The sequence below is a fragment of the Microbacterium lacusdiani genome (assembly GCF_054779895.1).
This window is the reverse complement of sequence record NZ_BAAGXJ010000016.1, coordinates 1-25519: the sequence shown is the minus strand read 5'-3', so window position 1 is coordinate 25519 and position 25519 is coordinate 1. Positions and strand designations below refer to the sequence as shown.

At 69.5% G+C, this 25519-nt stretch carries 26 protein-coding genes; 14 read left to right on the top strand and 12 right to left on the bottom strand.

Going from position 1 to position 25519, the window contains the following annotated elements:
• Nucleotides 1–82: 82 nt before the first annotated feature.
• Together ACYVGN_RS09970 and ACYVGN_RS09965 are read right to left on the bottom strand one after the other, a co-directional pair.
• Entirely contained in the window at nucleotides 83–292 is a 210-nt protein-coding gene (locus ACYVGN_RS09970) for a PLDc N-terminal domain-containing protein (protein ID WP_055988857.1), read from the bottom strand.
• 32 nt (nucleotides 293–324) lie between these two features.
• Complete coding sequence (locus ACYVGN_RS09965) at nucleotides 325–1128, bottom strand: siderophore-interacting protein (RefSeq protein ID WP_460790499.1); 804 nt, start codon at nucleotides 1126–1128, stop codon at nucleotides 325–327.
• Between the two features lie 137 nt (nucleotides 1129–1265).
• On the opposite strand from ACYVGN_RS09965, the gene ACYVGN_RS09960 reads away from it, so the two are divergent.
• Genes ACYVGN_RS09960 through ACYVGN_RS09945 form a run of 4 tightly spaced genes read left to right on the top strand, consistent with a single transcriptional unit; the run spans nucleotide 1266 to nucleotide 5044 of the window.
• On the top strand, nucleotides 1266–2273 hold the full coding sequence (locus ACYVGN_RS09960; protein WP_460790497.1) for a siderophore ABC transporter substrate-binding protein: 1008 nt from the start codon (nucleotides 1266–1268) through the stop codon (nucleotides 2271–2273).
• 5 nt (nucleotides 2274–2278) lie between these two features.
• The gene (locus tag ACYVGN_RS09955; RefSeq protein WP_460790613.1) at nucleotides 2279–3259 is read left to right on the top strand and encodes an iron chelate uptake ABC transporter family permease subunit; all 981 of its coding nucleotides are present in this window, start codon (nucleotides 2279–2281) and stop codon (nucleotides 3257–3259) included.
• Nucleotides 3260–3263: 4 nt separating this feature from the next.
• Nucleotides 3264–4292 (top strand): iron chelate uptake ABC transporter family permease subunit, encoded by a 1029-nt coding sequence (locus tag ACYVGN_RS09950; protein ID WP_460790612.1) that lies wholly within the window; start codon nucleotides 3264–3266, stop codon nucleotides 4290–4292.
• Nucleotides 4289–5044 (top strand): iron ABC transporter ATP-binding protein, encoded by a 756-nt coding sequence (locus ACYVGN_RS09945; protein ID WP_460790495.1) that lies wholly within the window; start codon nucleotides 4289–4291, stop codon nucleotides 5042–5044. Before ACYVGN_RS09950 ends, ACYVGN_RS09945 begins: the two co-directional genes overlap by 4 nt.
• 74 nt (nucleotides 5045–5118) lie before the next feature.
• Here ACYVGN_RS09945 and ACYVGN_RS09940 read toward each other — a convergent pair whose 3' ends face one another.
• The 3 genes from ACYVGN_RS09940 to ACYVGN_RS09930 all read right to left on the bottom strand — a co-directional run bounded on the left by ACYVGN_RS09940 (nucleotide 5119) and on the right by ACYVGN_RS09930 (nucleotide 7189).
• On the bottom strand, nucleotides 5119–5307 hold the full coding sequence (locus tag ACYVGN_RS09940) for a hypothetical protein (protein ID WP_460790493.1): 189 nt from the start codon (nucleotides 5305–5307) through the stop codon (nucleotides 5119–5121).
• Nucleotides 5308–5332: 25 nt separating this feature from the next.
• Entirely contained in the window at nucleotides 5333–6298 is a 966-nt protein-coding gene (locus ACYVGN_RS09935) for a DNA-3-methyladenine glycosylase family protein (RefSeq protein WP_460790491.1), read from the bottom strand.
• Between the two features lie 177 nt (nucleotides 6299–6475).
• Nucleotides 6476–7189, bottom strand: a complete 714-nt coding sequence (locus ACYVGN_RS09930) for a winged helix-turn-helix domain-containing protein (RefSeq protein ID WP_460790489.1) — start codon at nucleotides 7187–7189, stop codon at nucleotides 6476–6478.
• Nucleotides 7190–7730: 541 nt separating this feature from the next.
• Between ACYVGN_RS09930 and ACYVGN_RS09925 the strand changes: the two genes are divergently transcribed.
• Together ACYVGN_RS09925 and ACYVGN_RS09920 are read left to right on the top strand one after the other, a co-directional pair.
• A complete protein-coding gene (locus ACYVGN_RS09925; protein ID WP_055988850.1) occupies nucleotides 7731–8165 on the top strand; it encodes a pyrimidine dimer DNA glycosylase/endonuclease V in 435 nt (144 codons plus the stop codon).
• 15 nt (nucleotides 8166–8180) lie between these two features.
• Nucleotides 8181–10373 (top strand): MMPL family transporter, encoded by a 2193-nt coding sequence (locus tag ACYVGN_RS09920; RefSeq protein ID WP_460790487.1) that lies wholly within the window; start codon nucleotides 8181–8183, stop codon nucleotides 10371–10373.
• 2 nt (nucleotides 10374–10375) lie between these two features.
• On the opposite strand, the gene ACYVGN_RS09915 is transcribed toward ACYVGN_RS09920, so the two are convergent.
• Nucleotides 10376–10885 carry a hypothetical protein gene (locus tag ACYVGN_RS09915; protein WP_460790485.1) on the bottom strand — a complete coding sequence of 170 codons (510 nt, stop codon included), beginning with the start codon at nucleotides 10883–10885 and terminating at the stop codon, nucleotides 10376–10378.
• Between the two features lie 103 nt (nucleotides 10886–10988).
• Between ACYVGN_RS09915 and ACYVGN_RS09910 the strand changes: the two genes are divergently transcribed.
• The gene (locus ACYVGN_RS09910) at nucleotides 10989–11288 is read left to right on the top strand and encodes a GNAT family N-acetyltransferase (RefSeq protein ID WP_055988848.1); all 300 of its coding nucleotides are present in this window, start codon (nucleotides 10989–10991) and stop codon (nucleotides 11286–11288) included.
• 18 nt (nucleotides 11289–11306) lie between these two features.
• On the opposite strand, the gene ACYVGN_RS09905 is transcribed toward ACYVGN_RS09910, so the two are convergent.
• The gene (locus ACYVGN_RS09905; RefSeq protein ID WP_460790483.1) at nucleotides 11307–12740 is read right to left on the bottom strand and encodes an HNH endonuclease signature motif containing protein; all 1434 of its coding nucleotides are present in this window, start codon (nucleotides 12738–12740) and stop codon (nucleotides 11307–11309) included.
• 86 nt (nucleotides 12741–12826) lie between these two features.
• On the opposite strand from ACYVGN_RS09905, the gene ACYVGN_RS09900 reads away from it, so the two are divergent.
• The gene (locus ACYVGN_RS09900; protein WP_460790481.1) at nucleotides 12827–13798 is read left to right on the top strand and encodes an SDR family oxidoreductase; all 972 of its coding nucleotides are present in this window, start codon (nucleotides 12827–12829) and stop codon (nucleotides 13796–13798) included.
• A 9-nt stretch (nucleotides 13799–13807) separates the two neighbouring features.
• Here the strand turns inward: ACYVGN_RS09900 and ACYVGN_RS09895 are convergent, their stop codons facing one another.
• From ACYVGN_RS09895 to ACYVGN_RS09880, 4 genes are read right to left on the bottom strand one after another with little or no spacing between them, the layout of a single operon-like run.
• Nucleotides 13808–15160 (bottom strand): plasmid pRiA4b ORF-3 family protein, encoded by a 1353-nt coding sequence (locus ACYVGN_RS09895; RefSeq protein ID WP_460790479.1) that lies wholly within the window; start codon nucleotides 15158–15160, stop codon nucleotides 13808–13810.
• A gap of 9 nt (nucleotides 15161–15169) precedes the next feature.
• A complete protein-coding gene (locus ACYVGN_RS09890; protein ID WP_460790478.1) occupies nucleotides 15170–16048 on the bottom strand; it encodes a hypothetical protein in 879 nt (292 codons plus the stop codon).
• The gene (locus ACYVGN_RS09885; protein WP_460790476.1) at nucleotides 16042–16557 is read right to left on the bottom strand and encodes a hypothetical protein; all 516 of its coding nucleotides are present in this window, start codon (nucleotides 16555–16557) and stop codon (nucleotides 16042–16044) included. Before ACYVGN_RS09885 ends, ACYVGN_RS09890 begins: the two co-directional genes overlap by 7 nt.
• Before the next feature lie 9 nt (nucleotides 16558–16566).
• Nucleotides 16567–17343: an alpha/beta fold hydrolase gene (locus ACYVGN_RS09880; RefSeq protein ID WP_460790474.1), complete on the bottom strand. Its 777-nt coding sequence runs from the start codon at nucleotides 17341–17343 to the stop codon at nucleotides 16567–16569.
• A gap of 61 nt (nucleotides 17344–17404) precedes the next feature.
• Here ACYVGN_RS09880 and ACYVGN_RS09875 point away from each other — a divergent pair, with 61 nt between their 5' ends.
• The 3 genes from ACYVGN_RS09875 to ACYVGN_RS09865 all read left to right on the top strand — a co-directional run bounded on the left by ACYVGN_RS09875 (nucleotide 17405) and on the right by ACYVGN_RS09865 (nucleotide 20182).
• On the top strand, nucleotides 17405–17806 hold the full coding sequence (locus ACYVGN_RS09875; RefSeq protein ID WP_460790472.1) for a PNPOx family protein: 402 nt from the start codon (nucleotides 17405–17407) through the stop codon (nucleotides 17804–17806).
• A 183-nt stretch (nucleotides 17807–17989) separates the two neighbouring features.
• Nucleotides 17990–19231 carry a DNA cytosine methyltransferase gene (locus tag ACYVGN_RS09870; protein WP_460790470.1) on the top strand — a complete coding sequence of 414 codons (1242 nt, stop codon included), beginning with the start codon at nucleotides 17990–17992 and terminating at the stop codon, nucleotides 19229–19231.
• 9 nt (nucleotides 19232–19240) lie between these two features.
• The gene (locus ACYVGN_RS09865) at nucleotides 19241–20182 is read left to right on the top strand and encodes a NaeI family type II restriction endonuclease (RefSeq protein ID WP_460790469.1); all 942 of its coding nucleotides are present in this window, start codon (nucleotides 19241–19243) and stop codon (nucleotides 20180–20182) included.
• Here ACYVGN_RS09865 and ACYVGN_RS09860 read toward each other — a convergent pair.
• Complete coding sequence (locus tag ACYVGN_RS09860; RefSeq protein WP_460790467.1) at nucleotides 20179–20529, bottom strand: very short patch repair endonuclease; 351 nt, start codon at nucleotides 20527–20529, stop codon at nucleotides 20179–20181. The two genes, ACYVGN_RS09865 and ACYVGN_RS09860, sit on opposite strands and share 4 nt — an antisense overlap.
• A 73-nt stretch (nucleotides 20530–20602) precedes the next feature.
• Here ACYVGN_RS09860 and ACYVGN_RS09855 point away from each other — a divergent pair, with 73 nt between their 5' ends.
• From ACYVGN_RS09855 to ACYVGN_RS09845, 3 genes are read left to right on the top strand one after another with little or no spacing between them, the layout of a single operon-like run.
• Nucleotides 20603–22639: a hypothetical protein gene (locus ACYVGN_RS09855; protein ID WP_460790465.1), complete on the top strand. Its 2037-nt coding sequence runs from the start codon at nucleotides 20603–20605 to the stop codon at nucleotides 22637–22639.
• Nucleotides 22632–23567 carry a hypothetical protein gene (locus ACYVGN_RS09850; RefSeq protein WP_460790463.1) on the top strand — a complete coding sequence of 312 codons (936 nt, stop codon included), beginning with the start codon at nucleotides 22632–22634 and terminating at the stop codon, nucleotides 23565–23567. Before ACYVGN_RS09855 ends, ACYVGN_RS09850 begins: the two co-directional genes overlap by 8 nt.
• A 15-nt stretch (nucleotides 23568–23582) precedes the next feature.
• Complete coding sequence (locus ACYVGN_RS09845) at nucleotides 23583–25490, top strand: DEAD/DEAH box helicase (protein ID WP_460790461.1); 1908 nt, start codon at nucleotides 23583–23585, stop codon at nucleotides 25488–25490.
• Nucleotides 25491–25519: the final 29 nt, after the last annotated feature.

Genomic DNA, 25519 nt, shown 5'->3' with positions numbered 1-25519 from the left:
CAACGACCGTGGTTCGTCGCCGGTCGTTGAGCGGAGCGCAGCGGAGTCGAAACGGTCGAAGCCGCCGGCGGGGCTCAGCGCCTCAGCGCTTGACGCCGCCGATGAAGTACGCGAGCGGGCCGATCCAGTTGATCAGGATGATCGGGATCCACGCGGGCTTGGTCATCCGGATCTCGCTGTCGCGGCGCGCCCACAGGTCCGAGAACGCCGCGAGCGCGAGCGCGATCTGCAGCAGTCCCACGATGCCGAGCGCGAGCTTGGCGGGCGGGGACACGGTCTTCTTCGCGGTCATGATGCCTCCAGAGCAGTGGGGGAGCCTGGCTTCTAGTGTGGCGCGTGGTGGTGCGCGCCGTCCTCGCCGCGCTTCCAGTAGCCCTTCACCACGATCCGGTCGGGCGCGAGTCCCCAGCGGTCGACCAGCAGCGCGCGGCCGGGCCTCACGATCGCCTGCTCGGCGGCGACGAAGCCGAACACGTCGCCGGCCGGGCGCTCCGCGGCGGTGATCGCGTCGAGCCGCGCGGCGAGCGCCGAGCTCGCCGGAGCGTCGCCGCGGTGGACGTACTCGACCGCGACGGGCGCGTCGATCGGCATCTCGTGCTCGGCGTCGGCGACCTCGACGAGGATCGTCGCGGGAGCGCCGTCCGGGATCAGGGCCGCGTAGCGGCGGATCTGCGGCACGGCGGTCTCGTCGCCCGCCAGGATCCAGCCGTCGGGTGCTCCGGAGATCGACAGCGAGCCGCGCGGGCCGCCGACGCCGGCGAGCGAGCCCAGGGGAGCGCCCGCGGCCCACGGTCCGGCCACGCCCTCCTCGCCGTGCACCGCGAACTCGAGGTCGAGCCATCCGGTGCCGTCGCCGTTCGCGCCCCAGGCCAGCGGCGTGTACTCGCGGCTCGGGAAGGCCCGCATCTGCTCGACCGTGTCGGCCGGGCCCTGCGCGAAGAACACGCGGATGTGGTCGTCGTGTCCCGGCGTGCCGAAGCCCGCGAGGTCCTCGCCCTCGAGTCGGATGCGCACGTAGTCGGCCGCGAGCCACTCGCGCGCGACGAGGCGGGCGAAGCGGAACTTCAGGTCGAGTCCCTGCCGCTCCAGCGTGAAGGCGGGCGGGGCATCGGCGGTCGACGTGGTCATGGAAGTTAGGTTAGCCTACCCAACGGCGGGCCGGACGGTCCTGTCCGGACCGGGACGCGATCCGCGCCCCGAGGCCCCGCCGATCCCTCACCGAGAAGACCGCGGCTGATACCGCGCTCTGGAACAGGAGCCCCGCCATGTCCGTGCCCCGTCCGTCCGTGATCCGTCCCGTCGCCGCGCTGTCGATGTTCGCGGCGTCCGCCGTCGCCCTCGCCGGCTGCGCCGCACCCGCCGCCGAGGCCGAGGTCGAGCCGACCGCCGCGGCCGAGGCCACCTCGGTCGAGGTCGAGGACAACACCGGCACGCACACGATCGAGCTGCCTCCCACGTCGGTCGTGGCGACCGACAACCGGACGTTCGAGACGCTCGCGGACTGGGGCGTGGAGCTCACGGCCGCCGCGGTCTCGCTCATGCCGTCGACCGTCGCGTACAAGGACGACGCGTCGATCATCGACCTCGGCACGCACCGCGAGCCCGACCTCGAGGCCGTCGTGGCGGTCGAGCCCGACCTGATCATCAACGGGCAGCGCTTCGCGCAGTTCCACGACGACTTCGTCGCGCTCGCCCCCGACGCCACGGTGCTCGAGCTCGACCCGCGCGAGGGCGAGCCGCTCGACGCCGAGCTCGCGCGCCAGACCACCGTGCTGGGCGAGATCTTCGGCAAGCAGGACGAGGCCGCGCAGCTCGTCGCCGACCTCGAGGCCGCGATCGAGCGCGCGGCCGCGGCGTACGACGCCGACCAGACCGTGATGGCGGTCACCACCTCGGGCGGCGAGATCGGCTACATCGCCCCCGGGCTGGGCCGCACGCTCGGCCCCGTGTTCGACATCCTGGGCCTGACCCCCGCGCTCGAGGTCGAGGGCGCGAGCGACGACCACCAGGGCGACGACATCTCGGTCGAGGCGATCGCGGACTCGAACCCCGACTGGATCCTCGTGATGGACCGCGACGCGGCCGTCGCCGCGGACGACCCGGCGTACGAGCCCGCCGCGGACATCCTGGAGAACTCCGAGGCGCTCGCCGACGTGACCGCGGTCAAGGAGGGCAACATCCTCTACATGCCCGCCGACACGTACACGAACGAGGGCATCCAGACCTACACGGAGTTCTTCGACGCGCTCGCGGACGCGTTCGAGGGCAAGTGACGGCAGTGACGGGAGCGGGGCCGCGGCCCCGCTCCCGCGCCCGCCTGCTCGACCCCTGGCTGGGGGTCGGGGTGCTCGTCGTGGCCGGGCTGCTCGTCCTGTCGCTGTTCACGGGCGTCTACGACGTCGTGGGCGCCGAGGGCGGCGGCGAGATGTTCCAGATCACGCGCATCCCGCGCACGGTCGCGCTCGTGCTCGCGGGCGCCGCCATGGCGATGTCGGGGCTCGTGATGCAGCTGCTCACGCAGAACCGCTTCGTCGAGCCGACCACGACCGGCACGACGGAGTGGGCGGGCCTCGGCCTGCTCGCGGTCATGATCGTCGCGCCGACCGCCGGCATCGTGCCCCGGATGATCGGGGCCGTGATCGCCGCGTTCGTCGGGACGATGGTCTTCTTCCTGTTCCTGCGGCGGGTGTCGCTGCGGTCGTCGCTGATCGTGCCGATCGTCGGCATCATGCTCGGCTCGGTCGTCGGGGCCGCGTCGACGTTCCTGGCGCTGCAGACGAACATGCTGCAGAACCTCGGCGTGTGGTTCGCGGGCAGCTTCACGTCGGTGCTGCGCGGGCAGTACGAGGTGCTGTGGGTCGTGCTCGCCGTGGTGGTCGCGGTGTTCATCACGGCCGACCGGTTCACGCTCGCCGGCCTCGGCGAGGAGGTCGCCACGAGCGTCGGGCTGGACTACGACCGGATGATCCTGATCGGCACGGGCCTGATCGCGATCGCGACGGGCGTGGTCACGGTCGTGGTGGGCAGCCTGCCGTTCCTGGGGCTGATCGTTCCCAACGTGGTGTCGATGATCCGGGGCGACGATCTACGCAGCAACCTGCCGTGGGTGTGCCTGCTCGGGATCGCGATCGTGACCGTGTGCGACCTGATCGGCCGGACGATCATCATGCCGTTCGAGGTGCCGGTGTCGCTCATCCTGGGCGTCGTCGGGGCGGTCGTGTTCGTCGTCCTGCTGCTGAGGGGACGCCGCCGTGGCTGACACGATGACCGCCGCCGCGCCGGCTCTCGCGCCGCGCCACTCCGGCTCGCTGCCCACGCCGCGGGCGCGCCGCCGCTACGCGATCGTGCTGGGCTCGCTCATCCTGCTCGCGGCGCTGTTCGCCTTCGGGCTGCTGGCCTGGGACAACCCCATGCCGGTCGGATCCGACGGGTTCTGGAAGATCGCGCAGCTGCGCGGCACGGCGCTGGTCACCATGGCGATCGTCGCGGTGTGCCAGGCGGTCGCGACCGTGAGCTTCCAGACCGTGACGAACAACCGCATCATCACGCCCTCGATCATGGGGTTCGAGGCGCTGTACGTGGCGGTGCAGACCTCGGCCGTGTACTTTCTCGGCGTGGCCGGGCTGGTCTCCATCCAGGGGCTCGGGCAGTTCGCGCTGCAGATCGCGCTCATGGTCGGGCTCGCCCTCGCGCTGTACACGTGGCTGCTGTCGGGACGCTACGCGAACCTGCAGGTCATGCTCCTGATCGGCATCGTGATCGGCGGCGGGCTCGGATCCGTGTCCGCGTTCATGCAGCGCCTGCTCACGCCGAGCGAGTTCGACGTGCTGTCGGCGCGGCTGTTCGGCTCGATGGCCAACGCCGACGCGGGCTACTTCCCGCTCGCGATCCCGTTCGTCGCGGTGGCGGCGACGCTGCTGCTCCTGCGCGCCCGCACCCTGAACGCGATGGCGCTCGGGCGCGACGCCGCGATGGGGCTCGGCCTGAACCACCGGCGCGAGCTGATCCTCATCCTGCTGCTGGTGTCGGTGCTCATGGCGGTGTCGACCGCGCTCATCGGGCCGCTGACGTTCCTCGGCTTCCTGGTCGCGACGCTGTCGTACCAGCTGGCCGACACGTTCGATCACCGGCTCGTGCTGCCGGTGGCGGTGCTGACCGGGTTCGTCGTGCTGACGGGCGCGTACTTCGTGATGAAGCACGTGTTCTATGCGCAGGGCGTCGTGTCGATCATCATCGAGCTGGTCGGCGGCACCGTGTTCCTCATCTTCCTGCTGCGAAAGGGCCGCCTGTGATCACGCTGCGCGAGGTGCGCAAGAGCTACGGCGACGAGGTCGCCATCGGGCCGGTGGATCTGCAGATCCCCGCCGGAGGCATCACGGCGCTCGTCGGACCGAACGGGGCCGGCAAGTCGACGCTGCTGACCATGATCGGCCGCCTGCTCGGGATCGACGCGGGCGCGATCGAGATCGCCGGCTACGACGTGGCCCGGACGGCGTCCAAGGATCTCGCGAGGATCGTGTCGATCCTGCGCCAGGAGAACCACTTCATCACCCGGCTGACCGTGCGGCAGCTCGTCGGCTTCGGGCGGTTCCCGTACTCCAAGGGCCGGCTGACGCGGGCCGACGAGGAGATCGTGAGCCGTGCGATCGACTTCCTCGATCTGACCGCGCTCGAGGGCCGGTACCTCGACGAGCTGTCGGGCGGGCAGCGGCAGCGCGCCTATGTGGCGATGGTGCTCGCGCAGGACACCGATTATGTGCTGCTCGACGAGCCGCTCAACAACCTCGACATGCGCCACTCGGTGCAGATGATGCAGCACCTGCGCCGGGCCGCGGCCGAGCTCGGGCGCACGATCGTGATCGTGCTGCACGACATCAACTTCGCGGGGCACTACGCCGACCACATCTGCGCCGTGAAGGACGGGAAGGTCGTGGAGTTCGGAACGCCCGACGCGATCTTCACGGACGAGGTGCTGACCCGCGTGTTCGACACCCCCGTCCAGGTGGTGCAGGGGCCGCACGGCCCGCTCGCCGTCTACTACTGAGGTGGATTCCCCTGGTGCTCGTTGAGCGAGGGAGCGCCAGCGACCGAGTCGAAACGGTCCAAGCCCCCTGCGGCCTAGAGCCGTGCGCCGTCGTCGTCCTCGTCGTGGCCGGGGCCGCCGCCCTTGCGCGCCTCGAACGCCATGAACAGCCCGAGCGACAGCAGGAGCCCCAGCAGCAGGCCGAGCCACCCGCTGCCGAGGTAGGTCGACCCGATGATCGCGCCCGCGATCAGGATCCCCGCGGTGCGCAGGAGGAGCCACATGCCGTCCAGGCTACGCGGCAGGCGATCAGCGGTCGCGGTGGTCCATGGGGTGCAGGCGGGGCGCGCGCCGGGGCTCGCTCACGCCCGACGCGAGGATGAGCCGGATTGCGCGCTGACGCTGGCCCGCCCACGGGGCGAGCAGCTCGAGCATCCCGTCGTCCTCGACGCGGCGGCCCGTGAGGGCGTAGCCGACCTGGTGCGCCAGGTGGAAGTCGCCGACGCTGACGGCATCCGGATCGCCGAGGGCGCGGATGCGGGTCTCGGCGGCGGTCCAGGGGCCGATGCCGGGCAGGGAGGTCAGCACGGCGTCGCGCGCGGGGCCGTCGGTCGCGCGCTCGACCGCGGCGACCAGCGAGGTGCCGCGGCGGGCGGCCTGGACGATCGTGCGGCTCTGCGGCGGCTCGAGGCCCGCGCGGTGCCACGCCCACGACGGGATGCGGCGCCATCCGTCGATCGACGGGGGAGCGAACATCGGCTTCGGCGTGGGGCCGGGGGCGCGCTCGCCGAACCAGGTGACAAGGCCGCGCCAGGCGGCGAAGGCCTGGATCGCGGTCACCTTCTGCTCGGTGATCGACTGCACGAGCGCGTCGAAGACGAGGTCGGAGCGGCCGAGACGCAGGCCGGGGTGGCGGTGGTGCGAGTCGGCGATCAGCGGATGCAGCGACGGGTCGAACCCGGCGTCGTCGTCTTCGGCGCCGCACAGCGCGGGCACCTGCGCGATGGCCCATTCGCGCCCGGGGCCCCACGCCGCGGCGCGGACCGCACCGTCGGCCTGCTGGCGCAGCGCCACGGTCGCGACGCCGAGGGGAGTGCGGGTCGCCCGCCAGAGCACGGCGCCGTCGCGGGTCTGCGTCGGGTCGCCCGGACCCCGCTGGAACACTCCGACGGTGGCGCCCAGGCTCAGGGCACCCCGGGGCCGGTACGCGGTCTCGAGTCGCGGACCCGGATCGGGCCGCGGATCGCGCGTGCGCGTCACGGCCGTGGAGATCATGCCGCCACGCTACGCGGTCGCTCCGACATCCGTCTCATCAGTGGGCCGCCCCCTTGTGGTCGTTGAGCGGAGCGAAGCGGAGTCGAAACGTCCTGAAGCCGCCGGCGGCCGAAACTGCCCGGTCGTTGAGCGGAGCGAAGCGGAGACGAAACGACTGAAGCCGCCCGCGGGGCCCTGTCAGAAGCGGTCGGGCGAGGGAGCGCCGGTGCCGTAGCGCACGGCGACGTCCGCGTGGCGGTCGAAGCGGTAGCCCACGCCGCGCACGGTGCGGACGATGTCCTGGAAGGCGCCGAGCTTGGAGCGCAGGCGACGGACGTGCACGTCGATGGTGCGCTCGCCGGGGGCGTCCGCGTCGTTCGCGTCCCAGAGCGAGCTGACGAGCTCGGCGCGCTCGATCGTGCGGCCCTCGCGGAGGACGAGGTACTGCAGCAGCTCGAACTCCTTGAACGTCAGAGCGGCGGTCTCGCCGTCGATGACGACGCGCTTGCGGGAGATGTCGACCACGACGCCGCGGGCGGCCTCCTCCTGCTCCTCGGCCTGGGCCTTGGTGCGGGCGACGGCGCCGGGCTCGTGCAGCGCGAGGCGCACGACGTCGACGTCGCGGCCGCCGGCCTGCTGCGGGGCGAGGGCGACGGCGGCGTAGGTCTCGGCGCTCGGGGCGAGCTCGGCGAGCGTGCGGCGCAGGGCCTCGACCACGGCGGGCAGGCTGACGCCGTCGGCGGCGGCCTTCAGCTCGTCCAGGCCGACGTACAGGGCGAAGCCGCGGGGCGCGGCGGTCGACTTGGCCTCGGGGGCCGGCTGCGCGGGAACGAGCGGAGGCAGCGGGCGCAGGTGGCCGGGGCGGGGCGCGGCGGAGTTCGAGCGATCGGCGAGGGCGGTGATGTTCGACATCGGGGAAGTCCTTCGGGGGTGCACCGGTGGTGCGGGTGTGCGTCGGTCGGCCGTTCGTGCTCAGATGACGTCTGGCCGGTGCCGGCGGTGCGGGTGGCACCTATCGGCGGGTGAGGATCCGGATGATCCGGACACTCGGCATCGCGGCCGCGGTTGTGCGGCGGGCGAGCCTGGTCAGCGAGGAGAGGTTGTCGACTCAGCGGCACATTCGACAGCACATGCCAACGCGACCGGGCATCATGATCCCGGCAGTCCCGTTCGCCTCCGAGGCGGACAGAAGGTGTGCGTTGACAGACATGCTCCGATTGTGACCGGGCGTGTCGCGACATGTCAAACCGTTTCGGCCTGTGACGGCTTGCGTAACGCAATGTGACAACCCGGGCGTGCCATCGGGGCGCACATCTCGGAGACGACGCGGATCGTCGGGGCTTGCGACACGTCGGACGGATGCCGTCAAGAGGTCGCCACGCGGGCCCTCTCTCGCGCAGGATGGAGGGGTGCGCCGCGACCTGACCCCCTCCCCTTTCGACGGGGAGCTGCCGTGAGGCTCTGGTCGCTTCATCCCCGGCTGCTCGACCGTCAGGGGCTCACGGCGTGTTGGCGCGAGGCGCTGCTCGCCCAGGCCGTGCTGCTCGGCCGCACGCGCGGCTACACGGCGCACCCGCAGCTCGAGCGCTTCCGCGCCACCGCGGATCCGGTCGCCGCGATCGGCGCCTACCTCGACGGCGTGCGCGACGAGGCCGCGCGCCGCGGATACCGCTTCGACGCGTCCCGCATCGCGCGGGTTCCGGACGGGCCGGTCGAACGGATCGCCGTGACGTCGGGCCAGCTCGAGCTCGAGTGGCGGCACCTGATCGCCAAGCTCGCGGTCCGTTCGCCCGACGCGCACGCGCGTGCGCTCGCGGACGCGCCCGATCCCCATCCGCTGTTCTTCGTGGTCCCCGGTGACGTCGCGCCGTGGGAGCGCGCCGTCTGACCACTGGAGACACGCATGGACGAGCATCCCCGCCGATCGCGACGGGCCGCAGCCGCGCGCGGGGAGGGCGCGGCCGCCCGCGTGCCGCGCCGGCTCCGCGTCGCACTGCCCGCCGTGCTGATCCTGGTGTGGCTGGCGGCGGCCGCCGTGGGCGGGCCGTACTTCGGACGCGTCGACGAGGTGTCGTCGAACGACCGCACGGCCTACCTGCCCGAGACCGCGGAGGCCACCGAGGTCCAGGAGCGGCTCGAGGGCTTCACCGAGGGCGACGCCATCCCCGCCGTGGTCGTGTTCGCCGCGGATCGCGAGCTGACCCCGGATGACGTGGCCGCCATCCAGGAGCGGCTGGACGCGGCCGCCCGCCTCGACGTGGTCGGCGGCGAGCCGTCGCCCGCCCTGCCGTCCGAGGACGGCGAGGCGGTGCAGGCGTTCGTGCCGCTCGACGGCGCCGCCGACCTGGGCGACGCGACAGCCGAGCTCCGGGAGGCGCTCGCCGAGGGCCTGCCGGACGGCGTCGAGCTGTACGTGACCGGACCGGCGGGCTTCACGAGCGATCTGGTCGGCGCGTTCGCCGGCATCGACGGGCTGCTGCTCGGGGTCGCGCTCGCTGCGGTGCTGGTGATCCTCGTGATCGTCTACCGGTCGATCCTGCTGCCGCTGGCCGTGCTGACCACGAGCATGTTCGCGCTGTGCGTCGCGCTGCTGGTGGTGTGGTGGCTCGCGAAGGCGGGCGTGCTGCTGCTGAGCGGGCAGACGCAGGGCATCCTGTTCATCCTCGTGATCGGCGCCGCGACCGACTACGCGCTTCTCTACGTGGCGCGGTACCGCGACGAGCTCGTGCGCACGCCGCGGAAATGGACCGCGACCCTGCGCGCGCTGCGGGGATCGCTCGAGCCGATCGTCGCGTCGGGTGGCACCGTGATCGCGGGGCTGCTGTGCCTGCTGCTGAGCGACCTGCGCTCCAACAGCGCGCTCGGCCCCGTGGCCGCGATCGGCATCGCGTTCGCCGTGCTGGCGGCGCTCACGCTGCTGCCCGCCGTGCTGCTGGCGTTGGGCCGCGCCGCGTTCTGGCCGCGCCGCCCGGCCTACGACCCGCGGGCGCCGGAGCCGGGGGAGGGCGGCGGGCTGTGGGCGAGGGTGGGCGGATGGATCGCCCGGCGGCCGCGGACGATCTGGATCGTGACGGCCGCCGTGCTCGCGATCGGATGCGTGGGCGTGACGCAGCTGCAGGCCTCGGGCGTGCCGCAGTCTGAGCTCGTGCTCGGCGCCTCGGAGGCGCGCGACGGTCAGCGGGTGCTGGGCGAGCACTTCCCGGCGGGATCCGGCAGCCCGGCGTCGGTGATCGCGCCCGAGGACGAGCTGCAGGACGCGGCCGAGGTGCTGCTCGCCGAGGACGGCGTGGAGGAGGTCTCGGTCGTCATCGACCGGGCCGGCAGGACCGCGCCCGTCACGGAGGACGGCATCCAGGCGTTCGGCCCGCCGGGCGCCCCGGCCCCGGAGCCCGTGGTGGCCGACGGCCGTGTGCTGCTGCAGGCCACGCTGGCGGATGCCGCGGACTCCGCCGCCGCGGAGGACACGGTGCGCTCGCTCCGCGCCGCGTTCGCGAACGCCGTGCCCGACGCGCTCGTGGGCGGTGTCACGGCGACCGACGTCGACACGAACGACGCGTCGATCCGGGACCGCACCCTGATCGTGCCGCTCGTGCTCGCGGTGATCCTGGTCATCCTGATGCTGCTGCTCAGGTCGGTGCTCGCGCCCGTGCTGCTCGTGGCGACGACCGTGCTGTCGTTCGGCACGGCGATGGGCGTCGCGGGCGTGGTGTTCCAGCACGTGCTGCGGATGCCCGGTGCGGATCCCGCGGTGCCGCTGTTCGGGTTCGTGTTCCTCGTGGCGCTGGGGATCGACTACAACATCTTCCTGATGTCGCGTGTGCGCGAGGAGTCGCTCGTGCACGGCACGCGCGAGGGAGTGCAGCGCGGGCTTCGGCTGACGGGCGGGATCATCACGTCGGCGGGACTCGTGCTCGCGGCGACGTTCACGGCCCTGTCGGTGATCCCGGTGCTGTTCCTGGTGCAGATCGCGTTCATCGTGGCGTTCGGCGTGCTGCTCGACACGTTCGTCGTGCGGTCGCTCCTCGTGCCCGCCCTTGCGACCGACATCGGGCGTGCGATCTGGTGGCCGTCGAGGCTCGGGCGCGGTGAGCCCTGAGCTCACCGCGCGCAGACGTGGGGGCCGGCGTCGTTGACCTCGGCGATCAGGAGCTCTCCGTCGATCTCCTGGTAGACGACCTCCTGGGGCTCGAGGTCGCGCTGCGGGTGCTCGACCGTGCCGTCCGGGTGGGTCATGGTCACGTCCGACCGGTCGAGGCACGCCTCGGCGACGGCCGTGGCGGGGATGCTCGTGCCGGCGAACGTCTCGATCTCGTTGCCCGCGGCGTCGACCATGCGGAAGCTCACCAGACGCTGCCGACCCGACTGGACGAAGCCGCTGTCGAGGAGCCCCACGATGCGGTCGACGAGGATGAACCGCTGCTCGGGGGTGGTGATCCCCGCGAGCACCACGGACGCCTCCGCGGCATTGCGCTGTGCGAGGAAGTCGTCGCGCGCGGCGACGTAGGCCGCGAAGAGACGCTCCTCCTCGCTCGGGGTGTGGACGCAGCCGGCCAGGGCCGGGGCGGCGAGAGCGAGAACGGTGGCGATGAGGATCATCCGGGTCGGCATGCGGCCGACGTTAGGGACGGCGCGAGCCGCGTGGGGCGCCGTCCACAGCAGAAGGTCAGCGGGGCGCGATCCGGGGGCCTGTGGACGGACGTAGCCTGTGGGCGTGACTGAGTTGACGTTCACGAACGACAAGAGCGCCTCGCGCTATGAGCTGCGGCGGGGCGACGAGCTGGTGAGCGTGCTCGACTACCGCGACAACGGCCGGACGATCGCGCTCACGCGGGCGTTCACCATCCCGACCTACCGCGGCCACGGGTACGCCGCCGTGATCACCGAGCGCGCCGTCGAGGAGATCGAGCGCGCGGGCGACCGCACCGTGCTGCCGGTGTGCTGGTACGTGGCGGACTGGTTCGCCGATAACCCCGCGCACGCGGGCGTGCTGGAGGGTCAGCGCGTGCGCTGAGCCCGTCCGGGTTCGGACTCAGGTCCGGGCCCCCAGGGGTGGTCGTGCTCTGCCGCGTGCTCTGCGCCTCGTCATCGCGCAGGGCGCGGGCCGGTGGGTGCCGCGGCTGTCGATCCACGGCGGGGCTTTGACTTCGGGGACGCCGTTGCGCATCCGGATGTCCCATCCGGATCGTTCGAGGTTGTGGTGGTGCCACCAGCAGAGGAGCACGCCGTTGTCGGTGTGGGTGGGGCCGCCTTTGGCGTGGTCTTGGACGTGGTGGATCTCGCACCAGGCGGCGGGGATGGTGCATCCGGGGATGATGCAGCCGCCGTCGCGGGCGGTGATGGCTTTGCGCTGGTGGTGGTTGAACAGGCGTTCTTTGGTGCCGAGGCGGACGATGCGTCCGTTGCGGTCGAACACGACCTTCTGCACCGCGCCGGTGCAGGCGATGCGGTGGGCGAGGTCGGCGGGGACGGGCACGTCGATGCCGTCGATCGACGCGACGCCGGTGGGGGACTGGAGGTCTTCGAGGGCGACGTGCACGAGGAGGGTGGGGGCGTCGCCGCCGAGGGTGGGGGCCTCGAGGGAGCGGGTGGCGGCGTGGAGGGCGGCGACGAGCACGTCGTGGCGTTTCTGGGCGGGGGTGCGGGGGTCGTCGACGGGTTCGTCGTCAGTCCACGGCTCGCCCTCGCCCTTATCTCGGTAGCTGTCGGTGAAGCGGACGGCGGGGTTGCCGCCCGCGTCCAGGATCCGCTGGAGCACCGCGGCGCCTTCGGGGGTGAGGTCTCCGCGTGCGGGGAACAGGCCGTCGCGTTCCTTCCCGATCGTGAACCCGCGCCGCCGGGATGCCTTCTCCGCGTCGGGGGCGGGGCCGTCCTGGTCGAGGTACGCGGCCCACGTGTCCGCCTGCACCTTCAGCTGCGCGAACGTGGGCGGCATCCCGTCGATGAGCCCGGTGGCGCTGGCGACGAGCTCGCGCTCGGCGGCGATCATGACGACCGGGTCGGCGCGGTGCGCGACCCGGTCCAGCGTGCCAGTGATCAGTTCCGCGACCGGCGTGCCGATGTCCCCGTGCCGCATCGCGGCGGCGACCTCGGGATGCCGGGGAGGGAGGACCTCGCCGGTGAGCGCCGTCTCCGCGCGCAGCCGCTTGTCCAGCCGCACCCGCGCGAGGACCTCCCGCGTCGGCGCCTGGGTGAGTCGTTCGAGCAGCTCGATCCCGTTCCGGCATCCGTGCTGCGCGGACAGCCGCTCGTCGAGCATCCGGTCGGAGCGGGCGTCGATCTCCCCGGCGGTGCGGACCCGGATCCCGTCCGTGAGGCGGCCGAGCTCTTCGGCGAGCGGCGCGAACGACACCGTCTCCGCGTCGCTCATCCCCGCGATCTGCGGCTGCACCGACCGCAGCACCTCGATCGCCGCCCGCATCGCCTGGTGCGGGGAGAGAGCTTCGAAGATCGGCTGCTCGGCCATGACCCCAGTATAGTACGCAGCTACGACATTGGAAAGGGTGTGGAGTACTTCAGTTCGAAGATATCTTCGAGCGGTAGCGTGTGCGCATGCGCATCCTGATCATCGGCGGCACCGGCAACATCAGCTCGTTCGTCACGGAGCTCGCGATCGAGCGCGGGCACGACGTCACGGTGCTCAACCGGGGCCAGAGCGCGCTGCCCGACGGCGTGCGCGGGCTGGTGGGCGACGCCGGCGACGCGGCATCCATCGAGCGCGCAGTCGCCGACGAGCAGTTCGACGTGGTCGCGAACTTCCGCAGCTTCTCGCCGCAGCAGGTGGCCGACGACATCCGGATCTTCACCGGTCGCACCCGCCAGTACCTCTACATCTCGAGCGCCTCGGCGTATCAGAAGCCGATCGCGCGGCTGCCGATCGTCGAGTCCACGCCGCTGCGCAACCCGTTCTGGCAGTACTCGCGCGACAAGATCGCGAGCGAGGACCTGCTGGTCGCGGCGTATCGCGAGGCGGGCTTCCCGATGACGATCGTGCGACCGAGCCACACGTACGGGCCGTCGCTGATCCCGCTCAAGGGCGGGTGGACGGCGCTGCAGCGCATCCGCGACGGGCGCCCGATCGTCGTCCACGGCGACGGCACCAGCTGGTGGACGCTCACGCACTCGCGCGACTTCGCCCGCGCGTTCGTGGGCCTCTTCGGCAATCCGCACGCGATCGGCCAGGCCGTGCACATCACGAGCGACGAGAGCCTCACGTGGGACGAGATCGCGCGCCTCCTGGCGGCGCCGCTTGGCCGCGAGCCGGAGATCGTGCACGTCGCGTCGGACGCGATCGCGCGCGAGGTGCCGGCGATGGGGCCTGGTCTCATCGGCGACAAGGCGCACTCGGTGCTGTTCGACAACACGCTCATCAAGCAGCTCGTGCCCGGGTGGGTCGCGACGACGCCGTTCGCCGAGGGTGCGCGCGAGATCGTCGAGTGGTACCTGGCGGATGCCGCGCGGCAGAACGTGGACGCGGACCTGGATGCCGCGTTCGACCGGATGATCGAGCGCTACGGGGCCTGAGCAGGCGCGTCAGCGCGTGCCGAGCAGGAGAGCCTCGCGGGCGAGCTCGCGCGCGACCGGGCTCAGGACGCGCTTGGTCGCGGCGAGCGTGCGGACCTCGCCGAGCTCGGTCAGCACGGCGATCGGCAGCGTCCAGGGCGTCGCGACCAGGTAGTCGCGCACGCTCGCGCCCTCGCTGTCGCGCCATCCGACCGCGTTCAGCGTGTCGGCGAGCTCGGCGCGGTCGATGGGCGCGCCGATCGTCGTGGCGGCGTGAAGCAGGGCCAGCAGCATCTCGTGCGCCGGGTAGCCGTCGTGCGGGTAGGCCGAGATGGCGCGCCGGATGACGCCCCAGAGCACCGTCGGATCGCTGTGGCAGCGCGTTCCGAGCTTGGTGCGCACGAGGTGTCCGCGATACTTGCGGATCAGCCCGAGGCTCTGCAGGCTCTGCCGGAACTCGTGCACGGGATGCGCGTCGGCCTCGCGGTTCACGCCGCGCACCCAGACCCGCATCGACGGGATGACGTCGGCCGCCTGCTTCACCAGCGTGGGCGGCAGGAATCCGGCTGAGGTGAGCTTGATGCCGTCACCCGCGGTGTGGTCGAGGAACCAGAGGTACGGTGCGAGCGCCTCGAGTCGTTCGGCGTCGGACGGCGGGCGGCGCCGCACCAGGAGATCGGCGAGGCGCATCACCAGGCGGTGGCCGAGCTCGGTGCCGTAGAGGCGGTCGACCATGTCGACGAGCCGCCCGTCGACGCCCGCCGTGAGCAGCTGGAACATGAGGCTGTCGAAGGCCGCGTTCAGCGTGTCGGGATCGAACGCCTCGGGATCGTCGAGCAGCCGGGCGAGCGAGGCTCCGTCGGCGCGTCCGCCCGAGTCGTCCGGGGGAGCGGCGCGCCTGCCGTCGATCATCCGGATGGGCGGGTCGACGCGGCGGGGCGCGCGTGTGCTCACGAGCGTGAGGGTGACGGCCCAGTGGTCGCCGTAGTCGTAGACGTAGTGCAGCTCGTCGTCGGGCGTGCCGAGCACCGTGTGCAGCGCGACGCGTCGCTCGGGGAAGGTGCTGTCGTCGTCGGTCTCGCTCTCCTCGTACTCGCCGACGAAGGAGACGAGGTCGTCGCCGAAGAGCGAGGAGTCGTAGGTGAAACGGTGAAGGTGGGTGCCGTTCCAGGCGAACGCGACCTGCAGCACCTCGTGGAGGACGTCGAGCGTCAGATCGGACCGGATCTCGAACTCGCGCCAGATGAGCGGATCGGAGCGGTCGAGCTCCGCGCGGATCGTCAGGATCCGGGTGTTCCGGGTCAGGGGAAGGGTCAGCGGCGTCGATTCCTCGACGCCGGAGATCACCTCGGCGAAGCGCTCGTCGAGGTCGTCGTCGGGCATGTGCCCATGCTAGGCGGGGCACCCGGCGGCGGCCGGGTTCTCCGTGCAGTCGTTCTGGACCAGCGCCGTGTGCACCTCGACGACGCGGATCTCGCGACTCGCGCCGGGCGCCGAGACGACGCCGTCGACGGGGCGGGTTCCGTAGGGGCCGAAGTCGACGACCGCCGTGTACTGCGCGGTGATCGTGAGCGCGTAGGTGCCCTTCTGCGCGTAGGCGTGACTCGTCGCGGTGGGCGTGTACTCGGCCTGGCCGAGCGCCGACCAGGACGCGCCGCCGGTGCCCGACTCGGTCACCGTGCCGTCGCCCCAGTCCTGCCGGAACCCCGCCGGCGTGAAGGTGACCGCCACCGGCAGCCCGAACAGATCGCCCGCCACGGTGTGGGCTTCGCTGCCGGCGATGGAGTTCATCGGCATGTTCTTCGCCGCGATGCCGTCGGGCTCGGTCGAGACCGACGGCGGCGTGGGAACAAAGCTGGCGATGTCGGCAAGCGTGATGACGGCCGGGATCTGCGGCTCCTCAGGCTCGTCCGGCGCCGGTTCGGGGTCGGGCGCAAAGGTCGCGCAGTCGCCACCGACCACGTTGCCGGTGGGGTCCAGGCACGTGATCGGGAAGTCGGACTCGTCGGGCGGGGGTGGAGGGGGTTCGGATGGGTCTGGGGCGTACGAACCTCGGTTGGGTGGGTAGTAGGCCGCGTCAGCGGCGGACGAGCCTGACGCCCCACTGTTGAACTGGTTCATCTGACCGTGCACGTCCACTTGGCTGCCGCTGTTGCCGGGGCAGATGTTCAGCTTCTGGGCATCGAGTGAACAAGGACTGCTCCCGGCCGCCACCAATCCAGATGGTGTGAGACTCAGCACGATCGCGAGGGCCAGGGTGGCCTTCAACACGCTTCATCCAAGGGTTGGTGATTGATGATCGCGAGACCATCTGCGCGTGAAGCGAACTCGGCGTCAACTTGGTAGCGCGTGCGCACATCTTTGGGTGTGACGTCCTCCCCCGCAGCGTTGATAACGCGCCTTTGGGAGTCGTCGATGCATGCGTACAAGTGAACGCTCGCGGCACCGGCGATGATGCTTGCATCAGCGTGCGAGATTGACACAATCTTGACGTCGCCGTCGAAGCGGACACCCGACTCCTCCATCGCCTCAAGCAACTCGCGCTCACTCGAAAGCATGGGGTCGGCAAGGTATGTCGTCGGGTCGGCGCTTTCATCACCCGCGTGGTAGGCGTTCAGTTCGTCTACGTACGCCCGATAGGTTTCCTCGGCGGCGGCAAACGCCTCATCCTCGCTCGCGAACCCAGTGGGCGTCGGCGTCGGCGCGGGTGTCGGTGCGCATCCGGTCAGCCCGGCAAGGACGAGCCCAGCGACGACCAGCGAGACACGACGCGACAGCATGCCCCCACGCTACGGATTCATGGCGTCGGCTGTCGCGGTTGTCCCCAGCCATGCCAGGATCCGGTCGGCTGCGGGGTCCGGGTTCTTGATCATGGCCTCGTGCCCGACGCCGGGCACCTCGACCAGCGTTCCGCGGGGGAGCGCGGCCGCGACCTGCTCGCACCAGGCGTGCGGGGCGACCTCGTCGTCCTCGCCGCGCAGCACGAGCGCGTCGGCGGCGACCCGCGGGTATGCGAGCTCCGGCTTGTGGACGAGCATCGCGCGCATCTTGAGCCGCAGATTCGGCCCGGCGCGCAGGTACTCGCGCGCTCCGACGACGAAGACCTTCGGGCTCTCGTCCAGCAGATCCCGCCCGAGTCGCGCGAGCTGGGTCCAGGCGTTCCGCTGGCCGATCTCGACCGTGGGGCCGATCAGCACCAGTCGTGCGTCCAGGTCCGGGTGGCGAGCGGCGACCTCGGCGATCACCTGCGTGCCCATGGAATGCCCGATCAGCACCGGCGCGGCGATCCCTTCGGTGCGCAGGAACGCGGCGACGATGTCCGCGAGTCGCTCGACCGTGGGTGTGCGCGGCGGCTCGGGCGCCTCGCCGTACCCGGGGAGGTCGATCGCGATGACGCGTCCGTGTTCGGCGAGCCGCTCGGAGAGCCCGTTGAACACCGTGCGTCCCATGCCGATGCCGTGGACGAGCACGAACGTCGTCCGTCCCGAGCCGCGGGCTTCCCGGATCAGCGTCGCGCCCTCGTACGTGAAGGGGCGGGCGGGCTGGATCGTGGGATCGGAGGACATGCAACGAACGTAGTCGGCGACACCTGTGGGGCCGGTGCGCTTGACGCGGGACACTGGCCTCATGAAGGGCGTCAAGAAGCGGTTCGTGCGGGTGCTCAACCGCACGCTCAACCCGCTCACACTTCGCGCGGCGAAGAGCGGACGCGGACCGTTCTCGCTGGTGGAGCACGTCGGACGCAAGTCGGGCCGGACGTTCGAGGCACCGTTGATCCTCGCCGAGGTCCCCGGCGGCTTCGTCGCCGAGCTGACCTACGGCGACGACGTCAACTGGTACCGCAACGTGGTCGCCGGCGGTGGACGGATCCTCCACCGGGGGCGGTGGTATCGGATCACCGGCGTCGAGCCGTACGGCGTGGAGGAGGGGATGAGCGCGTTCGGGGCTCCGGCGTCGTGGGTGCCGCGGCTCTTGCGGCGGCGGGAGTTCCGGCTGGTCCGGGTGGAATGGCACGTGACGCGCGAGTGACGTCGCGCCTGCTTGCGATTAGCGCATCAGATGCGTCGTCGCGTTCGAGCGTTGCTACTAGCCTGACTCGTCGTGTAGTTCGCCACCGTGTCGGTGGGTCGCTCTAACGTGTTCAGGCGGCCCACGGCGTGGGGCGGAAGCTGCCAACGCCCGCCGCATAGGGTTGTGCCCGGAGGAGCGGACATGGGTAAGTACACGGTCGTCGAGGTTTGCGCCGGCGCAGGCGGGCAGTCACTCGGGCTGCACAAAGCGGGCTTCGAGCACCGACTCGCGATTGAGATCGACGAGACGGCGGCCCAGACACTGCGCACTAACGGCGGGTGGCAGGTCGCTGTAGGTGACGTGGCTGATCTTTCGGTCTGGAACCCGGCAGACTACGAAGGCGTCGATCTCTTCGCAGGGGGCGTGCCATGTCCGCCGTTCTCAGTGGCGGGGAAGCAATTGGGCTCCTCGGATGAGCGTGATCTCTTCGCCTGGGCGATCGAGCAGGTGGCGATCATCAAACCTCGTGCCGTCATGCTCGAGAACGTACGGGGCCTGTCGTCGAACCGTTTTGCTGCCTATCGACAGCGAGTGCTTGATCGTCTCGCAGAGCTCGGCTACGTGGGGGGCTGGCGGCTGCTGTTTGCTGCGGACTTCGGAGTTCCCCAGCTGCGGCCTCGATTCGTACTCGTTGCGCTCAAGCAGGATGACGCGAGGTACTTCCGCTGGCCCGAGGGTAGTGGCGAGCGCGTGACCGTTGGTGCCGCGCTGCGTGACCTTATGGCCGAACGCGGCTGGAAGTACGCCGACGAGTGGGCTGCTCTGGCCTCTGATATTGCTCCGACATTGGTCGGCGGGAGCAAGAAGCACGGCGGGGCGGACCTCGGCCCGACACGCGCCAAACTCGCGTGGTCGAAGCTCTATGTCGATGGACGAGGTGTGGCAGACGAAGCCCCGGGGCCGGACGCGCCGTCTCCCCACGTCTCGATGCCGCGACTCACGGTGGAGATGGCTGCTCGCATTCAGGGCTGGGGTCCGGACGACAGCTGGCCGCTCGCTGGACGGAAGACGTCCCAGTACCGGCAGGTGGGGAACGCGTTCCCTCCGCCCGTTGCTGAAGCAATCGGACGCGCAATCGTCGACTCGTTTGAACGCGTGCGGGAGGCTGATGCACCCGCCCTCGGCGCGGACTTGCACGACCCGGTGTACCGGAGGCTTGCCGAAGCTGGCGACTTCGTTACCTACGATGAGCTCCTCGAAGTGCTTCGGCGCGATGACCGGGAAGCGCTTGAGCGTCGGATCGCGGCGATCCATCGCGACTTTCAGATCGAACCGAATGAGACCGGCACCGCGGTTCGCCTGGGCGCGTTCAGAGGTTTTGTTGGGCAGGACAATCATCACAGGCACGAGTTCTTCGCAACCCAGCGAAGCCGGGTCTCGTAGCCTGGGCGAGTGACGCTTTTCGATCTGACTGTCGACCCGCCGACCGGCGATCGCGAGCTGGACGCCGTTTGTGACGCATTGCGCGGAGCGGACCCCAACGGTACGCGATTTGGCAGGGTGCTTCGCTCGACATTTGACCAACTGTATGACGGGCAGCACACCGGCCGATACTCGTGGCAGCAGCTACATAAGACTGAGCGCACGCACTTCGGCACACTCGTTGAGATCAACCTTCGCCGCGAGTTCGACGATGTCATCGACGACGGTGACAAGCTTGACTATGCTATTGCGGGCACCGATGTCGACTGCAAGTACTCACAAACTTTCGGAGGGTGGATGATCCCTCCAGAGGCGTTCGAGCGTATCTTGCTTGTCGTCCATGCGAACGATGCCGCCGCGGAATTTGCGGTTGGGGTTATTCGTGCAAGGCCAGATTTCTTGCGCGCGTCCCGGAACAGGGATAACAAAACCAGCTTGAACCCATTGGGACGAGCTGCGATCCGATGGCTCCATAGACCCGGTGAGTTGCCACCCAACGTGCTACTGCAGGCGGACCCGGCTGATATCGAGGCTATCTTCGCGAAGGCGTCTGGTCAGCAGAAGGTGAACGAGCTGTTCAGACGCATCCAGCGCCGGCGTATCGGCCGAAATGCAGTGGCCACGGTAGCGCAGCAGGACGACTATATGAAGCGTGTCCGCGCGAACGGTGGAGCTCGGAGCGCGTTGCAGCGCGAGGGCTACCTGATTCTTGGCGGGGACTACGCGGGGCAGAGAGCCATCGCGCGAGACCTTGGCATCGACGTACCCATGCCGGGAGAAATGGTGAGCGTGCAAGTCGCGCGAGCGCGGGATGATGAAGTCAACACCGCACTAATCGATGGTGCATTGTGGCGTGTCGCAGATCCGCGATTCGATCGAGTCATGGCGGCACCAGTGGTTCCCCACGGTTAGTCCAGGGCTTGGAAAGCAGTGACCGCGCGGCACGCTGTAATCGAGGGACCCTCGTGTTCCCAGAAGCGAAGCACTAACCACCGAGCGTTTCTCGAGGGCCTCGGCATTCCGGACGTCTCACGCGGAGACCAGGGGGCCTGATCTTCCGACCGTCGCCGACCGGGGAGCGGGCACTGAAGCCAAAAGCAACCATCGACGAACACGGCGATTCTCCTGCGGGTGAACACGACGTAGGGTCGTAGAACACACTCGGGTAGTGAAAGTCGAAGATCGCAGCGATAGCGGAGGCCCGCGCGACGCAGCAAGGAGCGCAGCGCGAGTTCGGGGCTCTGCCGCCATCGCAGCAACGTCCATGCGTGCGGATTGGATGACGGCTGCTGTAGGTAGGGTGTGGCTTAGGGAAGGCTTGCGATGGGATCAATGACGGACCGCTACCTGTGGTGGCAGAACACGCTGTCCGAAAAGTTCCTGTTCGAGCAGAGCGGAGCGTTCGTCTTCTTCATCGACGACGCCGAACTGCGGCGGATTGCGCCTGATCTCGAGGATCCCGCGCCCGATCTTGCGCTTGCCGTTCGCGACTCGAGCTCGCTCACTCGTGGCGCGTACTTCGGCCGCGTGGAGCGAGAACGGCGGTTGTGGGAGCGCGGAGACCGGGCGACGCCTCCGCCCGTTCTTCCGGTGCTGGCGCTCACGGTGCTGGCGGCCACCCGCATGCGCTCAGATGAGAAAGCCCGGTCGACGAACTACTACCTTCGTTTGGCGCAGTCGCTCGACCCTACGGCCGGACCGAACGAGGTCATGGCGTTGCGAGATGAGGTGCGAAGCGCGTTTCAGGACGTCGTTTCCATGTGGGTTTCACTGGATGAGTGGGTTATTAGCCAGGGCGGACGGGTCGGGGCGTCGACTATCCGGACGCACGAGCGGCTCACGCGGATTGGGTACCCGCAGTCGCAGGCCCTTCTCACGCGAAATGACCGTGCCGAGCTCACCCGCCTCTTCACCGCGATGGGCCTCGAGTCGAACAGTCTGCCGGACGAAAAGACCATGCTCGGCGCGCTTGAAGTCTGGACCTCACGTAAGCAGAATCGGCTGGGGGAAACATTCATGGCCGCGCTCGAGGACGACCAAAGACGCGGTCTGATTGCCGCCGTCGTCCTCGCGTTTGGTGCGGCCTGGGACGGTTATGTCATCACCCGAGATGGCCGACGTCGCATAGCAATCCGCCTGGGCATTGACCTCGAAGCGTGGACCACGGAGTGGCTCTTCCCGGTTCAAGACGAAGTCGGCTCGCCCATCCTGCTCGATGGGCTGACTAGCGCTGATCCGCAGGTCTCGCTGTCGCAGGAACCGCCGTACCAGTACTACGTCGCCGAGCACGCGCCCGCCGTTACACCGGAGCTGATACACCAGGGGTTTCGGCTGCGAGGCTCCCAGTTCGCGGCCGAGTTCCCGAGGACTGACGTTCTCATCTTCCTCCGCGACGCACAGACCGGCGCGTGGTCCTCGACCGCTGGCATCACACCCTTCGAGACCCACGTGATTGCCGCCTCCGCCGCCGAGTCATCCGCAGTGTCCCGCGTCCTCAAACGTGCCGGTGGTGACGACTGGACGGTGCGACGGCAGAGCGCCAACCCGCTCCTGCCCGGGTTCACTATCTTCGAGGGCGTGCGGTTCACGGACGACAAAGCGCTGCAGGCCGCGCTGAGCGAGGAGCCCAACCTCCGGGTACTCGGCGTCGCGCCGACCCTCGTCCCGCGCGCGCGGTTCGTTCGCGGCCTGCCCATCGACCGTGACCTCGCCGCGAACCACTATCTGCTCGGTGGCGAACCGGACGTACTGATGCCGACTCCGGAAAAGCCCGACTGGGCCGTCCTGAGTCTCAACGGCGTCGAGGAACTCATCATGGCGAACGGATTCCCCTTCCAGCTTCGCCGCTTCCCCTTTCCGGAGGGCAACGTGGACGTCGTGGCTGGCGGTCAGAGCCTGCGATTCACCCTGCGGGCGGAGTCCGCGCTCGCCTCGGCACCGCATGGGACCGGCGCAGCGGGTTGGTCGGGGGACGGCACACTTTCCGTGGACGCCGCGACCATCCGCATCCGCGGTGGCATCGTCGACGCCGTCATCGACGCGCCATTCGTCCTTTGCCGGCGGGACCGCGAGGAAACCTGGCTGCTCTTAGAAGGAGGGCAGGCGCATCGCTGCATCCAGCCGGGGCCGCCGACGTTTGCTAGTGAGGCTGGGTTCCCTTATACGCCGGCTTACTTCGAGGTTCCCTTGCGCCCATCCGCGCAGTGGATTGCTCAGCGAGCAGGCGAAGTTTGGCATCTTGCGCGACTGACGCCGGGAACGCCCCGCGAGGTGCGGGCGTCCTTCGATGTGCTTGGCACATGGGCGCGGACCGCCGACGCCACCGGAGCTGCCTACTGGGCGCTGCAGCTGGGACTGGCCAATGAATGAGTCGGTCGGAGACATCCTGCTGCGGTGGATGAGCGAGGTCGGCTCTGGCACTATCGCTGACCTCCGCAACCGCATCGACTGGATTAGCAGGACGGTTAACCTAACTCTGCCGCCGCGGTCGAGCGGACGCTGGCTTCGTGACATGTCGTCTCTCGGTCACTGCGAAGTGGATTGGGACAGCGGGCATTGGTATATGGCGCCGACCGCGCTTGTCCGTCTGCCGGGCGCGGACGGTCTCGCCGTCCTCACGGGTGCGCGACGCCTACGGACGACTCGCCCGCTCGAGGAGTTCTGGGGTGGACTCGCGCCAGCGCGCCGGGAGCCGCCCGAAGACGAGATGCCGCTTCCCATCACCTACTACGTCACGTTCAGAACTGAGGCTGAGCTGACCGAGGGTGCAGCAGAAGCTGGAGTTGCGCTCGCGGGGTTGGCGTCGGCCCATATCGCCAGAGCTCTCACGGAGACGAAGCCACACGTCATTACGGGGCCGCCCGCCTATAGGTCGGAGCTCACGCGCCTTGTGGAGAGCAATCCGCGCAAGTGGGAGCCTGTCAGCGCTTCTGACATCAATCCGCCCGACGGACTGTACAGCGAGCGGGTCCACGGTAGGCGGCGCTATCTGACCCGACGCGACGGCGAGTGGTTCGAATGCAACCTATCCAGCGGGAGCTTCGCGGAACTCGCTCGCGAAGGGAAGTCCGCGCTGCGCTGGCGACCCGACCAGGGGCGAGTCGGCGCCGACCTCGGTACCGTCTTCGTCGACTGGGGAGCACCTCTGCCGGTCCTCCACAGCCGTGCGCTTGTTCTGTGCACTGGGCTTCCTCCAAAGTTCGGCAACATCGCGACCACCGCTATCTACGAGAACGTGCCTCGCGACGTCGCGGCGCGCATCTGCACATCGCTCGGCCAATCCCTGGTCATCGACTGAGAGGTCTGTCTCCGCATGAACGCTCCCGTTCCGCGTCATCTCGATGCCGTCAAGACGTTTGAGCGCCTCCGCGAGGCGTACTTCAAGTACTACGACACGCCGTTCGGGCTGGCGGACCCCAACCTCCAGGCGGAGCGGCGGGCACTCCTAGACCGGGATGGCGGTGTCTTCCGCGAACCGCTGCTCGAGCTTCGGCCGGAGTACGAAGGCACCGGAAGATCGCTGACGGATTCAGTGAGCGCGGTCGGAGCGGCACCTGAACTGGCCGAGTTCGCCTCGCGGGGTCTGCTCAAGGGCGTGCCGGCCCTTTACGGTCACCAGGAAGCCGCACTTGCCGCTGGTGTCACGTCCGGCACGAACATGGTCATCACCGCAGGGACAGGCTCCGGAAAGACCGAGTCCTTCATGCTGCCGTTGCTCTCGTCGCTACTTGATGAGTCGCGCGAATGGACGGGAACGGCGAGCAGCGGGCCGAGCTGGTGGAAGACCCCTGGTGCGAGCTTCGCGACCCAACGGCAGGGCGACGCTGGGCGAGCGGCAGTCCGCGCCATAGTGCTCTACCCGATGAATGCGCTCGTAGACGACCAGCTCATCCGGCTGCGCAAGGCACTCGACAGCGACGACGTCCGCGCATGGCTCGACGAACACCGCAATGGGCACCGCTTCTACTTCGGCAGGTACACAGGCGCGACGCCGGTTACCGGCAAGCGCACCAACCAACTCAGGGTGAACGAACTGGCCGCTTACCTCCGCGCGACGGCCGCGCGTGGGGAGCGCGCCAGAGAGCTCGCGACCCAGAACTCGGACGAGGACATGCGATACTTCGTGCCCCGGCTGGACGGTGCTGAGATGCGCTCCCGGTGGGACATGACTGACGCTCCGCCGGACATCCTCATCACCAACTACTCGATGCTGAACGTCATGCTGATGCGAGAGCGCGACAGCCACTTCTTCGAGTCGACGCGCGAGTGGCTCGAGAACCCAGCCAACCGGTTCACGCTCGTCGTCGATGAGCTCCACACCTATCGCGGTACCGCCGGTAGTGAGGTTGCTTATCTCCTTCGCCGCCTCAAGCGACGCCTCGGCCTCGACGAGCGCCCGGGCCAGTTCCGCGTGCTCGCAGCCTCTGCCTCGCTGGACCCCAAGCGCGATGAGGACTATCTGCATCAGTTCTTCGACGTCGCGCCAGGCTCGTTTGAGTTCGTTGAAGGCACGAACAAGGTTCCTTCGAAGACCGACGCCGCATCAAATGAAGACCCCGCCGCTCTCGCGGCATTACCTGCTAACGCCGCGGCGAAAGCCGCGCGGGACGCAGGAGTCGTCGAGTCTCTGCGTACCGCGCTCCACGCGAAGAACGGGGCAGCCAAGAGTGTCGATGACATAGCCGCTGCCATCTTCCCCACGGCGGACGCGTCGGTGGCCAAGACTGCCGTCGCTCGAGTTCTGGAAGGACTCTCGGCAGCACCGGACGACCGGGATCCGAAGCTCCGTGCCCATCTCTTCTTCCGCAATGTTGCCGGAATGTGGGCTTGCACTGACCCTGACTGCGCCGCGGTGGAGAATCCTGACCCTGACCGACGCATCGGCAAGCTCCACGCCGAGCCCGCAACGAGGTGTGAGTGCGGGGCGCGAGTTCTCGAGCTGCTTTACTGCCAGAACTGCGGCGACGCGTTCCTCGGCGGGTTCGCGCCGGAGGGGGAGCCGCAGGAGCAGATGGTGAAGACGATGCTCCTGGCAGACGTTCCTGAACTCGCGAAGCTCCCAGACCAGGTGAGCCTTCAGCGGACCGCCGACAACTACATCGTGTACTGGCCCCGGCCGGAAGCGCGCCTCACTCAGGTCGACGCAGTCGAATGGACACGCGATAGCGGCGCCGTTAAGTGGCTCTTCGGACATGCGGTGGGGGTGAGGCTCGCCGGGTGATGGTCGGCGGGTAGGGGTCGAGGTCCCCG